Annotated in this window: 11 protein-coding genes and 1 rRNA gene; 6 read left to right on the forward strand and 6 right to left on the reverse strand. The window is 61.3% G+C overall.

The window, feature by feature from the left end:
- Positions 1-83 precede the first annotated feature (83 nt).
- From JO015_10805 to JO015_10825, 5 genes are read left to right on the forward strand one after another with little or no spacing between them, the layout of a single operon-like run.
- Positions 84-449, forward strand: coding sequence for an STAS domain-containing protein (locus JO015_10805; GenBank protein MBV9999587.1), 366 nt, complete (start codon positions 84-86; stop codon positions 447-449).
- Positions 446-1,192 carry an ABC transporter permease gene (locus tag JO015_10810; GenBank protein ID MBV9999588.1) on the forward strand — a complete coding sequence of 249 codons (747 nt, stop codon included), beginning with the start codon at positions 446-448 and terminating at the stop codon, positions 1,190-1,192. The genes JO015_10805 and JO015_10810 overlap by 4 nt, the downstream gene beginning before the upstream one ends.
- A gap of 55 nt (positions 1,193-1,247) precedes the next feature.
- The gene (locus JO015_10815) at positions 1,248-2,075 is read left to right on the forward strand and encodes an ATP-binding cassette domain-containing protein (protein ID MBV9999589.1); all 828 of its coding nucleotides are present in this window, start codon (positions 1,248-1,250) and stop codon (positions 2,073-2,075) included.
- A 44-nt stretch (positions 2,076-2,119) separates the two neighbouring features.
- Positions 2,120-3,157 carry an MCE family protein gene (locus tag JO015_10820; GenBank protein ID MBV9999590.1) on the forward strand — a complete coding sequence of 346 codons (1,038 nt, stop codon included), beginning with the start codon at positions 2,120-2,122 and terminating at the stop codon, positions 3,155-3,157.
- A gap of 9 nt (positions 3,158-3,166) precedes the next feature.
- Positions 3,167-4,873, forward strand: a complete 1,707-nt coding sequence (locus JO015_10825) for a SpoIIE family protein phosphatase (GenBank protein ID MBV9999591.1) — start codon at positions 3,167-3,169, stop codon at positions 4,871-4,873.
- Between the two features lie 363 nt (positions 4,874-5,236).
- Here JO015_10825 and JO015_10830 read toward each other — a convergent pair whose 3' ends face one another.
- Complete coding sequence (locus JO015_10830) at positions 5,237-7,027, reverse strand: alpha-amylase (protein MBV9999592.1); 1,791 nt, start codon at positions 7,025-7,027, stop codon at positions 5,237-5,239.
- Between the two features lie 194 nt (positions 7,028-7,221).
- A complete protein-coding gene (locus JO015_10835; protein ID MBV9999593.1) occupies positions 7,222-7,671 on the reverse strand; it encodes a hypothetical protein in 450 nt (149 codons plus the stop codon).
- 173 nt (positions 7,672-7,844) lie between these two features.
- Here JO015_10835 and JO015_10840 point away from each other — a divergent pair, with 173 nt between their 5' ends.
- Positions 7,845-8,189 carry a hypothetical protein gene (locus JO015_10840; protein ID MBV9999594.1) on the forward strand — a complete coding sequence of 115 codons (345 nt, stop codon included), beginning with the start codon at positions 7,845-7,847 and terminating at the stop codon, positions 8,187-8,189.
- A 674-nt stretch (positions 8,190-8,863) separates the two neighbouring features.
- Here JO015_10840 and JO015_10845 read toward each other — a convergent pair.
- The 4 genes from JO015_10845 to rrf all read right to left on the reverse strand — a co-directional run bounded on the left by JO015_10845 (position 8,864) and on the right by rrf (position 14,331).
- A complete protein-coding gene (locus JO015_10845) occupies positions 8,864-10,126 on the reverse strand; it encodes a sodium:proton antiporter (protein MBV9999595.1) in 1,263 nt (420 codons plus the stop codon).
- Positions 10,127-10,358: 232 nt separating this feature from the next.
- Entirely contained in the window at positions 10,359-11,258 is a 900-nt protein-coding gene (locus tag JO015_10850; protein ID MBV9999596.1) for a hypothetical protein, read from the reverse strand.
- A gap of 12 nt (positions 11,259-11,270) precedes the next feature.
- Complete coding sequence (locus JO015_10855) at positions 11,271-14,018, reverse strand: DEAD/DEAH box helicase (GenBank protein MBV9999597.1); 2,748 nt, start codon at positions 14,016-14,018, stop codon at positions 11,271-11,273.
- A 197-nt stretch (positions 14,019-14,215) separates the two neighbouring features.
- Positions 14,216-14,331, reverse strand: a 5S ribosomal RNA gene (gene rrf / locus JO015_10860).
- Between the last annotated feature and the right edge of the window lie 87 nt (positions 14,332-14,418).

The following is a 14,418-nucleotide window of genomic DNA, read 5'->3' on the forward strand; positions in this document are numbered from 1 at the left end:
GACACTCGGCACCCGCTGTCATTTGTGGCATTTTTCCGCTTGTGGCATTTGTGGCATTCTCTGTAGCGTCTTGCTGCTGCTCTATGAAGCCTGCGCCCCGGTTAACCGTTGAGGAGATAAGGGAAGGTCGGGACCGCACCCTAAAGCTCCAGGGTACAGCCGATATTCTCGGTCTGCCTACGCTCCAGGATTTGTTTGCCCGTCTCAGCAAAGAAGACATTCGCCTTCTGGCCATTGACCTGTCCGCGACGGGCTTCATCAACTCACCGGTCTGGGCGGTGATCACGCTTTATGCGCGCCGGCCGTCCAATCCCACCCAGGTGGCTATCGTCGGCATGCCGGATCGCATCCGGGGCTCTTTTGAAATGATGGGGCTGCAGCGGGAACTCCGGACCTACCCGACTTTGGCAGCTGCGCGCCGGGATCTCGGTTTGCAGGCTGAGGAATGATCACCGGCAGGCTCACCTATTCCCGGCTGTTAACCGAACTCGGGGCTTCAGGTGTGCGCACCCTGGTCCGCCCGTCGACGTTGTCGTTAGACGACACGGTTACCCAGATGCGTATGATTGGGGTGGGTGCGGTGCCGACCGCCGGTCTGATCGCCGTCACGGCCGGCTTCATTCTCGCGCTGGTCTTGGAAGTGCAACTGAGCCAGGTCGGAAAAGTCGAAATGGTTCCCAGTTTACTCTGGTTTATCCTGACCGAACAAGTCGTCCCGGTGAGCGTGGCGTTGATCTTCACCGGACGCAGCGTGTCGGCGGTGGCCGCGGAACTCGGCTCGATGCAGGTGTCCGAAGAAGTCAAGGCCCTGTTCACGATGGGCATTGACGTGGTGCCTTACCTGCTGCTCCCGCGTTTTCTGGGTTTCCAGATCATGCTGCCGATCGTGACCTTGTTAGGAATTTACGCATCGCTTTTCGGCGGTTGGTTGCTGTGCGGCCCGGTCCTCCGGATGAGCCTCTCCGATTATGCCTTTTACGCCCTTGACGGCTCACAGTTTTCCAGCGTCCTGGTGGCGCTCGGCAAGAGTGCGTTGTTCGGTTTCATCATTGCAACGATTGCCCTTTACAAGGGGATGAACGTCCGGCATGGCTCCAGAGAGATCAGCGAGGCGACTACCCAGTCGGTCGTGGCTGCGGTCATCATGGTTACCCTGGCCGACGCTGCGGTTACAGCCCTCGAGCTAACCTGACGGAAGCAGGTCCGGGTCAAGGACCCGGACTGATCGATATATTAACCAATCATTTATGTCAGAGGTTGCAGAGCCTGAGGCGGCAACCGGTTCCGGACAGACCGGGCCGCCCATCCTGGAGGTTTCGGATCTCGGCCTTAAGTATCCGAACGGCAGGGAGGTGCTGAATGGGGTCAGCTTTCAGGTCTTTCCGGAAGAAACCTTTGTTATCCTTGGAGGGAGCGGGTGTGGAAAGAGCACGCTGCTGAACATCCTGATCGGCGTATTGCAACCCAGCCGCGGCCAGGTACGGGTTACCGGCCAGGACATTCACCGGTTGCGCCCGGCGGAGCTGAAACCGATTCATCTCCAATGCGGCGTGCTCTTTCAGTCCGGCGCATTGATCGAGTCTTTGTCTCTGCTTGAAAACGTTGGCCTGCCGCTCCGGCAGCATTACCGTTCGGCGGCCGATGACGTGCTTGACGAAACCGCCCGGCTGAAGCTGCGGATGGTCGGGCTGGAAGATCATGCGGGTAAACGGCCGTCCGGAATCAGCGGCGGCATGAAAAAGCGAGCGGCGCTGGCGCGTGCCCTTGCGCTTGACCCGCTGCTGGTCTTTGCCGACGAACCGACTTCCGGCCTCGACCCGGTCAGCACGCAGGAAATTGATGACCTTTTCATCCGGTTGACCCGGCGGATCGGCGCCGCGGCGGTAGTCGTAACCCATGACATCGCCAGTTTTTTCAGAATTGCCAACCGCGCGATCCTGCTCGGTGGCGAACGCGACGGCGAATACCAGGGGCGCGTGATCATGCAAGGGTCTCGGGACGAGTTCAGGGCATCGTCGCATCCGCTGGTCCAACGATTCCTGAACACCGGCCTGGGTGCGCATCCCCTCTCCTGACCAGGTTCAACCAACCTGCCTAACGGTCCGAACACATCACAGTTATGAATGCCGGCAGATCGCGAAAAACCAGACTGGCCTTGATCGTTTTTCTGGGGGCGGCGTTAATCCTGTTCGCCGGGCTGTTCTTCGGCGTGGAAGACAACCCATTCCGCAAACCGCCGTTGGCCTTTTCGATCCGGTTTGATGACGTGACCGGCATCCGGGAGCATTCCCGGGTTTACTTCCTCGGGATTCCGGTCGGCTACGTGACGCGCCTGGACTATGCACCGGGCCCTGGTGCTCCCGCCGTGAAAGTCGACGTGGTCGTGACTCGCAAGCTGCCGATTCCGGCGACGGTCACGGCGCATCTTGAACCCACCCTGCTCGGAGACGCCTCGATCGCCTTGCGGCTTCCGGAGCCCGAGAACAACGCGGCCGGGCAAAAAGCCGGCGTCTCTTCAGAACCTGCGGCGGGCTTTCTGGCGAATGGGTCCGAGATTCGCGGCGAGCGTTCGACCAAGCTCGAAGCCGTGATGCCGGGCTTTGATGCGGCCATGGCCAGACTGGAGACGTTTGCACTCGCGACCGGTGAACGCCTATCCGAAGTCGGGACAATGGTGGACCGCAGCGTTACGAACCTGAACCTGCTCTTTCTGCAAAAGGGTCCGGACGGCCGGACCCCGATTGACAGTTTGGTCGTGACGCTCGAGGAACTCATCAACGGGCCGGAGGGAAAACAGGATGAATCCGTCCGCAGCCAACTCGCGGCCATCGTGACCGATTTGCGGGCGAGCAGCGATAACGTCAAACGGCTTTCCGATTGGCAAGGCAACGATCAGGGCAGCGTCGGCCAACTCCTCCAAACGTTTGAGGATGCCGCCAGGAAAGTCAGGGAAGATGCGCTGGCAGCCCAAAAAGTGATCGCGAAGATGGGACGCACGAGCGATGCGATCTCGCGCGCCAGCAATCAGGTCGACGGTTTGGCGGCAAGAACGGCTCAAACCGTGGATGAGTTTCATAGCCGCCCGCTGCATTTCCTGACCACGACGCACCCGCCGATCCAGCCGAACCAGGCGCCCGCAGCCGTAGGGAGGAAATGACCCGGGGGTATGGCCGACTCCGCTGAACGCAAAGAGATCGCTTACCGGTATCTCATTGATGCCGCCAAGTCGCTGAGCAGCGCTTCGGATGTGGATCAACTCGTCGGCAGCATCCTGGCCTCTTCGCGCGACGTCATGCAGTGCCGGGCCTGCTCGATTTGCCTGCCGGATTGCGTGACCGGAGACCTTCTCATCCGCGGAACTCAACCGGAGTTGCAAGGCCGGATCTTACGGGTGCCCGCCGGCAAAGGTATCGCCGGCCGGGTTTTCAGGACCCGGAAATCGGAAAACACGCTGAACGCCCAACGTGACGCCGATCATTACGCGGGCATCGGCGTCGAGACGCAGACGCCGGCTTACGCCATGTTGACCATCCCGGTCATGGATGCAGGCGTTTGCCACGGCGTGATGCAGGCGCTGAACCCGGCGGATCGCGACCGGTTCGACGATTTCGATGAAGAGGTTTTCATGGCTTTTGGGGCGCTGATTGCCGCCACCCTGACCCGGATGCAGGTGCAGGAGGCGGCAAAGCAGCAGGAACTCGACGCTGCTTACCGGCAGGCCGAGTTGTCCGTCGCGCGACGCGCCCAGAACTCATTCATGCCGCCGGCGCAATTTACCTGCCGCGGGTTGCAGATTCGCGCTTTCCAGGAACAAGCGGCAGAGATCGGGGGAGACTTTTTTACCTATTACGAGTTGGGCGACGGCTCCCTGCTGGTGGCCGTAGGTGACGCGAGTGGAAAAGGGATCCCGGCGGCCCTGGAATCCGCCCGGGTTTGCACGTTGATTGCTCTTAAGATTTCGCTGTGCACGTTCGCCGGGTTTCCGGAGTGGATCGCCGACGTTAACGAAACCCTGCGGCAAACGGCCGAAAGGGCCGGCGCGCTCACCACCCTGGCCGTTCTGCTCGTCGACCGCGACCGCCGCTGGCTCCGAGCCTGCAGCTTCGGTCAGTTTCGCCCGTGGTACTTCTCCTCGTCCAGAGGTTGGCAGGAACTCGATGGCGAGATTTCTCCGCCTCTCGGGGTGCCCGGCGGTGATCACTTTGCGGTCAGGACGGTTCCGTTTGCCCTGGGCCGCAGCTGGCTGCTGCTGACGGACGGCTTCATCGAGGCCCAGACCGCCACCGGTGAGCAGTTCGGAGAGCGCGCTTTGGCCAGGAGCTTGTCTGAGAGCGCTGCGACCGGGCGGGAGCCGCTGTCCGTTCTCGAGATAAACTGGCGCGGATTCAACACGGCCAGCCGCGAACGGGACGACGCCACGGCTCTGCTTCTGACCGCGACCTCCGATGCTCCCCCGCGCCTGCTTTCGCTCGAACTCCTGCCGGACCGGATGGCCGATGCACGTGCCTTTTTTCAGGCCTGGGCAGAAGCCGCCGGGCTCAACGAAAACGACGTCTACCAGGTCGTGCTCGCCTGCGACGAGATCCTGACCAACTTTTATAAACATGCCTATCACGGCCAGGGTGGTCCACTGCGTTGTGAAGCGGCGATCGGGCCTGATGGGTTGACCTTTCTGATCACTCATTTCGGTGAAGGACTGAGCCAGGAGGAATATGCCGAACGACTGAGCCGTCGCCTGCCCGCATCGGATCCGTCGTGCGGGGGCGGTTACGGGCTCCCTTTTATCCGGCAAGTGTTCAGTGACGTGAAATTTGAGAGTCACGGCCGCGATTCGACCGTCGCCGTCACGCGCCGGATACTTGCACCGGCGTAACCGTTCTCTTATCCCGCTCGCCGGAAAAAATTTGTTTCGAGATGAAGCACGTGTCGCCCCGGCCGCCTCCTGCTCGTGTCGGAAGGTCCTTCTGGCGAACGGGATAAGGTCAGGACTAATCTTTCTATTCAATCGGTCGAGTGTTAAGGGAATGTTCAGCATGACGCTTTCAAATACCTTTCTTGTCGCGCTGCAAATGGCGCCGTCGAGCTTGCCCGGCGCAATCGCCTGTATTCTGCTTTTCGCGATTTCCTGCGTCGCACGCGCCCAGACGGGCCGGGTATACAAACGATCCCGCCGCTTGCGCGCTGCGAGCCGGGACGAGCGCCTGCCCGAGAGGGGTCGATGCAACCGCGAAAGGCTTTAAGCTCCGCTGACGACGTACACGCAGGCGGATTGGGTCGCGATCGAAACCGGGAAGCCGTTACCGGCAAGTTGCCCCGCGCTGAGACGAGCCACGATTGCGTCGCTTTCCCCATCCCTCCCGAACACTTGCCTGACAGCCAGATTACCTGTGAGCGCGGCGGCGTTCGCGAGCTCCGGAGGGATTCGGATCTGGCCGACTACCCCGGCGCCGCCACGGAAGTTAGCTACGACGGCCAGCAACCGGCCGGAACCGCTTTGGAAACGGGCGAAGCTATAAAGATCATTCGGGCAATCGGCAAATCGTTCCGGGCGATTGAAGTACTTCAGGCCCCAGTAGCCGTCGCCGTTCACCGAAGGGTCCTGACAAAGGCCAAGCAGTCCCGCGTAGAAATTGCGCAGCGCCTGCTGGCCGGCCGAAAGAGCACCACCATCGTACCGGCCGTCATTAACCCATTTTACGAATTCCGGCATTGCCCAGTAGTCGAAAAACGTGGTGCGTCCATCCTCGAGATTGAACCCTTCGGTGCCGGCGCCGGGTTCGCCCGTTTCCTGTCCGTTCAGCAACAACACCGGTCCCGGACCCGAAAGGAACTGTAATGGCGCCAGCTGGTAGCCGGCTTCCGGTGAACCGAAGCCGGAATCACCAGGCCCGCGGTTGGGGACGATGGGCGAGGCCACCCGCCGCTCGTCGTGATTCTCCAGATAACGCACGAGGTGCTCCCGCGCCACGGGCGGAAAGGCCAGCTCACGGTCATAGTCATCCGGACTCGCCTGCCCCTGGTAGATCTGTTTCAGCAGGTTGTAGGCGGTGTAGTGGTAAACGGCATCGAAGCCGGCGTCGATGAGTTGCTGTAAATTTGTTACCGGGTCCCCGCTGCCTGCGTACGGGTAGGCTTCCGCCAGGAAAAACGCGCCGGGGTCGCGCTCCCGCGCACGGCTGATGAGGTAAGTCCAGGCTTCCGCGGGCACGTAGTGGGCGAAATCGCAGCGGAACCCATCCACTCCTTTCGCCTGCCAATAAGCGAGGATATGGTCGATGGCATCCCAGGTCCGTGGCCGCGGGTCATAACGGCCGGTCCGGTCCGCGAAATTGTATCCGTAATTCAGTTTGACCGTTTCATACCAATCTCCTGCACCCGGGCTTGGAGAGGTCACGTTGTTACCGGTCGCCTTAGGCGGATGCCCCGGGCTGCCGTCCTCAAACGCGAATGCGCCGTCAAATTTGACGCCTGCAGGATTCCAGGATGAAGGCCTGGAAAGGCTGAGTCGCTGCCCAGGCGGTTCCACCAGGTAGAAAAAATGATTGTCGCGGGCAAAAAACCGGCTCGTATCATCGCCGGTTCCGAAGTCAAGCTCCGGTTTAACGGCCGAGTGATAGCCGCGGGCAACGTGGTTTGAAACGAAGTCGAGCACCACCTTAAGCCCGGCATCATGGATGCGGCCGACAAGGGCCGAGAACTCATCGAGACGACTTGCCGGGTCCCGGGCGTAATCCGGGCTGACGTCGAAATAGTCCCGCACGGCATAGAGAGAGCCTGCCCGGCCTTTAACGACGTCCGGATCGTCCGGCGGCAACCCGATTTCAGGGTAGCCCGTGAGGGTAGCTTGCCGCAGGCAACCGGCCAGCCAGATGTGCGTGGCCCCAAACGCCTTCAGCGCCTGCAGGGCAGTATCGCTGATGTCGGCGAACATACCGCAACCGTTGGTCGCGATGGTACCGTCCGTCTGGTTCACCGTTTTTGTATTGCCGAAGTAACGGACTACCAGCTGGTAAATCACCGGTTTCATCGCTAGTACGCCGGGTTTGTTAAAGCCGTTGCACAGTATCGGTAAAAACTGCCTTATGATCTCTTGGCGCTAATCCTCCCCAATGATCCCCTCCCCCTGTCTCCGATCCGGCTTTCATCAGGTCAGCCGGTGTACTCTGACAGGGGGTGGGACCGCTCTCTGACCCATGTTTCCCTTGTATCCTGGCTCGAGTTCTATTCCGGCGCAAACCGGCCCGGGCCGACCTGCCGGACTCCCTTCAGCCGGTAAATCCGCGCGGACAGATTCTTTTTAGGTTCCGATGAAGGGTACTGATAGCCGCTCTTTATCAAGCCCTCCAGAATTTCGGAAACACTCATCGGCGTGTTGCTGCCTTTGAGCACGGTCACCACCGCAGGCGCAAGCGGTCCGCTCGGCGATCCTCGCCGTTTCCCGCCCCGGCCCTGAGATGATGTTTTAGCCGAACTCGCCGGCTTACGTGCACGGCTGGGAGTCTCAGCCGGCGCCTTTTGCCGTTGTCCCTGGCCCGCACTAGGAGCCGGGGTCTCGGGCGCAGCTGCCGGCTCGATGTCGGTCTCGAGCAAGTCAGTCAGCTGCTTTTGCAGTTGTTCAATTTGTTCCTGAAGGTCTGCCGCCTTCCGCAAAGTCGAAGAAGATGGTCTCACCGCCGCATGTTAGGCGAGGTTGCCGGAATGGCAAGAACATCTATAGTTTTTTAACCTAAATTGCCTTTTAAAATATGACTTTTCTATTGTCGGCAGACAATCCAGCCGAAATGCCGCCGCGCCAGCCCGTTTTCAGCACGGCCGTTATCCAAACATCCGGCGAACGTGTGCGGATGAACGCCCTCTTTGTTATCTTCCCCTACAAGCAGAATGGGGTTTGGGTCTTCGATGACGAACGGGTGGGTCTCAACCGCGAACCGTTCGTGGCTGGTGCAGACGCCATTCTGGATGTGCTGACGGCGGACCTGCCCCGAGCCGCGCAAGGGGTGAAACTGGTGTTTTCAGCAGCCCCTTTCCCCGGTTATACGGCGAAGTTTATCTTGGAACGTTCAGAGTACGGGGGAAACTGGTACCGGTGGCCGGATAAAGGGATGGAAGGCTGGCTTTGCCCGGCCTTGTTCAAGTACTTTGACACAGCTCCGCCGGAACTCTTCGTCAGCGTCAGCCCGAGGAGCTGATGCTGCCGGATCCCTTGCAAACGGGATGGTAGGACCTGTCCAGCCCCGGAAGAAGCGTGCGAGATCGGCCCCGGGGTCACCCGGGGTTCGCCGCCTGTATCCGCGCGGGCCCGAAATGCCGGGAGGAGGTTCGCCGGCCTCTCTGACGTGCTCCCAGAGCCGAACGGCGGGGAAGTGGTGTGGTATGCTACACCGGTTCAGCGATCCTCAGGGCGAATGTAGGGTTAATCCCGCGATGCTATCTGCGTCTTTGACGGATAGGCATCAGCATTTTCAGAAGGGGCAACCGGAAATAGCCCGGCCTTTAAGGTCGGTTGGGAGTTTATTCTTCCCATCATGGACGGACAAAGCGACCGGGCCCACTGTGGGGCTACCGGTCGAGGGTAAGACGGACCGGTTTACGGCACCGGCTAGAGTTCCGGGCTACCATCAACTGCCTGTGCGGGACGAAGCCACTCTGGACAAGGTACAGGTAGCATCCCGGAGATGATCTGCGGGGCAGGTTTGCACAACGCATTGCGTCGGGGCCGTCTCAGATTTGTCAGTTCTCATTGCTGCATTGCATTCTTGGTTTATGCCGTCCATTCGATTACATTTCGCCTCCCTGCCGCTCCGGTGGAAGTTCCTTTGAGGTCGCAAGCGCAAGCGGCCGGCTTACAAGAAACGGCGCCTGTCTACCTTTCACCCGGCAATGGCGCGGCGGCGATCAACTCGCTCCATCGGAGCAGGTGCGGCATCGTCAGACCCTGCACAAGGATTGAGAAAACCACGGTGGCGTAGGTCGCCGTCAGTAACAGGTCGCGTTCGGGGCCGGGGGCTAACGAAAGGACCAGCGCGACTGAAATCCCGCCGCGCAAACCGCCCCAGGTCAGGATTTTGATGGTGTGCGGTCCCAGGTCGCTGCAGAAGCGGAGCAACTCCACCGTGATGGTCACGCTGACCAACCGCGCCAGCAGCGTTACCGGGATGGCCAGCATTGCAGCGGTGAGGTAGGCCGGCTGCCACTGCACGACGAGGACTTCCAGGCCGATCAGGACGAACAGCATGGCATTGAGGACTTCGTCGATCAGCTCCCAAAACATGTCCAGGTTCCGGCGTGTCCTCTCGGACATCGCGAATTGGCGGCCTGGGTTGCCGATGGTAATCCCGGCGGCGACGATCGCCAACAGGCCGCTCACGTCCAGGACATTCGCCAGGGCGTACCCGCCCGTGACCAGAGCCAGGGTCAGGAGTACCTCGACGCGGTAGTCATCAACCCGGCTCAGCAGGTAGTAGCCCACACCGCCCAGGGCCAGCCCCAGCGCGAGGCCGCCACCGGCCTCCCGCAGCAGCAGAAGACCGATGTGAGGCCAGTCCAGCGCGCTGCCGCCGTCATAGAGCCGGTAGCTGAGCACAAAAAGGACTACACCCACGCCATCGTTGAACAACGACTCGCCGGCGATCCGGGTCTCCAACGCCCTTGGAACGCCGGCCTGCTTGAGCAGGCTAAGCACGGCAACCGGATCGGTGGGCGAAATCAGCGCGCCGAATACAAGGCAGGTTCGGAAAGACACCCTGAGTCCTAACCGGCTGAACACGAACGTCATCAATCCGGCGACCAGGACGGTCGAGATCAGCACGGCCAGCGTGGCGAGCGCCGCCACGGACCATTTTTCCTCATGCAAACCCTTAAGGTCGACATGCAGCGAGCCGGCGAAGAGCAGGAAACTCAGGGCGCCTCCCAGCAGGGCCTGGCTGAAATCCAACTGAGCCAACCATGGGCGCACCTGGGTATCCAGATGCAGGCCCAGTCTGCTGCTGAGAATCAGAAGCAGGGAGCCTACCAGGGCGACAAGCATCAGCCCGATCATCGAGGGCAGCCGGAGGACGCGGTAATTGAAATAGCTCGCCGCGGCGGTCAGACTCAAGAGCGACGCGATGATTTGGAAGGGACTCATGCACGCAATGAACGCGCGTGGCTTGGCGGATGGTTGCTTGCATTGGCGGGCGGCAACACGCTCTTCACCCCTTTTTTGCTCGGCGTCGGTGAAGGTAGTTGCGACCATTCGCGCCCGAGCTCGGAGGGGAACGCGACGAGCGAGGCGGGCCGCTCACCGGGCTTGCGGACCGGTTTATCTCGGCACAATGTAGCCGCCGGTGAGCGGCGCCGGTTTGGTTTGGTCCGGGCCGTCAACGCTTCCTGGACGAACTCCCCTTCTTGCTTTCGAGAGGGGCAATGGGGCGCTGGCGGGCTCCGGGTTTCGGCGTCTTCGGTTTTGTGCGCGTGGCCGGGGCCTTGATCGGCACGCTTTTCTTAAGGCGGGTGGTTCCGGATCGTTTTGCGGCGCGACCCGGGGCGGGCGCGGAAACCGGCGACGGCTCGATCTCGATGCCGAAGACCTCGGCGATATCCCCGGTTGCGAGCGTACCGGCATCCTGAGCCGGCGCGCCGGTAGTGACGCTCTCAGTGGCTTCAGCAATCAACTCGCCGTGATTCACCCCGCGCAGGCGAAAGAGCAATTCGGGATTGTGATCCAGACGCGCACCGACGCCGTAGAGGGTTGCGGCGATGTGTTTGCACATGCCGGCCCAATCCGGGCACGAACAATCAAAATGGATCTGGGAAGGTTTAGGAAAGAGGCCGCTCTCCGGCGAGGTAATGATCTTCATGACTGCCTCGGAGAGTTTCCCCTGGAGCAGGTCGATCAGGCTGCCGACCTGGCCGGCGCACTCGGTTTTCAACGCCTTCCATTCCGCGGGTCCGACGGGCGCGATCGTAATCTTGACTTTGTAGACCTCAGTACCGCTGACCAATGCTTTCACGGAGCCGGGAGAAATCTGCAAATCAAGCACACAGCCGTTGCGCACGTAGGTGCGTCCCCGCGGAAGCCGGGTATCGTAATCGCTGTACGCTTCCAGATTGCGGCACCAGGCTTTTCCCCAGAAGGTAGTGGCGATTTCGCGTCCCTGGATGCGAATCGGTTCCAATTTCTCACCGCGCTTGGTTAGCTTCCGGGCAGCAGCCTCGGCGCGCTGACGTTTTTCCGCCACGCTGACGTACGGGAGTCGGTAGCCCCATTCCCATGACATAATCAGTCGACACTAATCGTTCACGGCGCTCTGGAGGTCAAGGGCGACGAAGCGTAATAACTCCTTGTCGGGCATCTCGGTCAGCAGTCGCTCAGCCCCTTCGAGCACCCCGGTGGCCAAGCCTTTTTTGTCCGCGATGAGCTGGTCGATGCGCTCCTCAATGGTGCCGCGACAGACAAATTTATGGACCAAAACGTTTTTCTTCTGCCCGATCCGAAAGGCGCGATCGGTGGCTTGATTTTCGACCGCCGGATTCCACCAACGGTCGAAATGGATGACGTGCGAAGCCGCCGTCAGGTTGAGGCCGGTGCCTCCGGCTTTGAGCGAGAGAATGAAAAAGGACGGCCCGCCATCCTCCTGAAAGCAGTCGACCAGGTGCTGCCGCTCTTTGACGGGGGTGCCGCCATGAAGGATCAGCCCGGGGCTTCCGAAGACGGTCTCCAGGTGGGCAGCCAGGGGTGCGGTCATCTCTTTGAACTGGGTGAAAATGAGCGCCTTCTCCTGCCGCTCGGCAATTTCCTCAGCAAGCTCGCGCAGCCGGACGAATTTCCCGCTCGCGGCGGGGTCAAACTGGCCATCTCCCAGCCAGTGCGACGGGTGGTTGCAGATTTGTTTGAAGCGGGTGAGAAAGGCCAGCACCAAGCCGCGACGCTGGATACCGGCGGCAGCAGTGAGCTGCTCAGCCAGTTCCGCCACTGACTGGCCGTAGAGGGACGCTTGCGCTTTGCTCAAACCGCACCAAGCCGTCAGCTCGGTTTTGTCCGGCAGATCCGAGATGATGTTCCGGTCGGTTTTGAGCCGGCGCAGGATGTACGGCTGGGTGATGGTGCGTAACGGGGCGAAATGGCGGGTGTGATCGTCGGTCAGCCGTTTTACGGTGCGACTAAACTCGGCGGTGGTGCCGAGCAAGCCGGGACAGAGGAAATCAAACAGGGACCAAAGGTCGCCCAGGCGATTTTCGATGGGAGTGCCGGTCAGGGCGACGCGTGCGTTGGCGTTAAGCTCTTTCACGGCGCGGGCCTGGCGAGTCCCAGGATTCTTGATGGCTTGGGCTTCGTCGAGAATGACGAGGTTCCAAGTGGATTTCCGCAGCCAGGCGAACCGGGCAAGCAGGCCGTAGGTGGTGATGACGAGGTCGCGTCCGCCGAAAGCCGCCTCGGGGTCAGCGGCGGTCTCTTTCAGAACCTGAGGGGGCGCCTCGGAGGGATGGACGAAGAACGCGTCGAGCGTGGGAGCAAATCGGGCGAGCTCACTTTTCCAGTTGGCCAGCAACGAGGCGGGTGCCACCAGAAGGGAAGGGCGGCGAGGGGCGGCAGGAGCTCTGGGGATGTCGCCCGGCATTGCAGGTTGGGCGTGCGCCTCGCGCGTTTCGCGTTTGATCTGGAGCAGCACTGCGATGGTCTGAACGGTTTTGCCGAGGCCCATGTCGTCGGCCAGACAGGCACCCAGGCCCAGTCGAGTCATGAACCAGAGCCAGTGAACTCCCTCGCGCTGGTATCCGCGCAGGGTCGCGCGAAGGTCTCGATTAGGCTCAAACGCTCCCAGGGCGGACGGGTCACGCATGGCCGTAAGTGTCTCGCGCAGCCAATCGCCGACCACGATACGCGACCAGGCACGCGCCTCGGGGTCGGTCGACGGATCTCCCGGGCCATCGGTACCGAGTCCGGCGAGCAGGCGCATCCCTTCGAGAAATGAAATGGCCCCGCCTTGTTTCTGAATGCACCGCCAATGCTCCAGTACCTGCTTGAGCCGGTCACGGTCAATTTCCACCCATTGGCCTTTGAGCCGGACCAGGTTCTCCTGGGAATTCAAGACCTGGTTCCACTCCGCCGCCGTCAGCGGCTGGCCGTCGAGTGCGACCTCGGCGGAAAAGTCCATCAGACTTTCCAGGCCAAACAGGCCGCTTTGCGTATTGCCGATGCGCACCTGGACCTGGGCTCGGGCGGGTCGCCCGGCTTTCCACCAGTCGGGCACCCGTACCAGGAGACCGCTTTCTTCGAATGACGGTGTGTCGCGCAGAAAGCGGTAAGCGTCCCGCGGGGTCCAGGCAAGCGCCTGGAACAGGCGGCGCGACTCGAGCAAGTCCCGGGCGAGCTTACTCTTTTCCGCAGCACGCTGGACTGGGGCCAGCAGGTTCGTCAGGGCGGCTTTATTTTGAGCGCCCGCGTACTCCTGGAGTGCGCGCGCCAGTGGTAAGTGCTGCGGCTTGCCGGCGCTGGAGAGCCGGTGGGTATAGGTCGCGAGAAAAGCGAATGGCCGGTCAGGATCGCGCTTGTTTTCCGCAAGATGAAACGTGACGCGACCGACGGTGTGCCAATGCGGGCTGAACGCCTTGAGCCAGGCATCGAGGCCCCTGCCCGCCGTCTCGTGAACGGTCCTTTCGCCCAAGTCCTGCCAGAGTTTCTCCAGCAGTTTCACGCTGAGAAATTCGCCTCCCCTCATTGGCGGACCCTGCTGGGCAAACATGGCCAATTCGTCTGCCGCGGCCGCAGGCAGGACGAGTGCAGCGTCGACACCGCCGCCGTTTTCGCGGCAAAGTTGCTGGAGATAAAGGCGGGCAAAATCGCGCCAGTAAGCCAGCGACGGAGGCAGGGGCAGGGTGAAGGCGCTGCCGGCCAGCAGCAAAAGGCCTTCAGCGTTCGAGGACTCGAAGGCAGCGTCGAAGCGGGAGATCCATCGACTGTCCAGGGCCGAGCCGGGCTCGGCCGTTCCCTGGAGGTATAAGCGGCTCGCCGGTGAAATCGCGAGTTCGACTGGCATGCAGAAATTTGTTATCTACGGCGGCGCAACTCGTCGGTGCGGCTTGAACAGCCCCGCACGATGCCCGCCGAAACAGGCGTCCGGCCTTAAGGCATGAATTTTATCAGGTCGTACGGAGCTCGCAATACGGAGAGCAAGAGCTGCCCGTAAAAAAAAAGAGCCCCGGGGTCCTTTTTGAGGAACCCGGGGCCCATCAGTTCTGGCAACGGCCTACTCTCGCACCGCCTCACGCGGCACTACCATCGGGGCTGCAGCGTTTCACGGCCGTGTTCGGAATGGAAACGGGTGGGGCCACCGCGCTCGGGTCACCAGAGGGCTGGCGAAGCTGAAGCCAGGCCCGGGGGGCTAGTGGGGGGGCTTCTCTACACTTCTTCTTGCCTCAACTTCGCCAGAAACTCTG

It is taken from the genome of Verrucomicrobiota bacterium (genome assembly GCA_019247695.1).
Taxonomy (GTDB): domain Bacteria; phylum Verrucomicrobiota; class Verrucomicrobiia; order Chthoniobacterales; family JAFAMB01; genus JAFBAP01.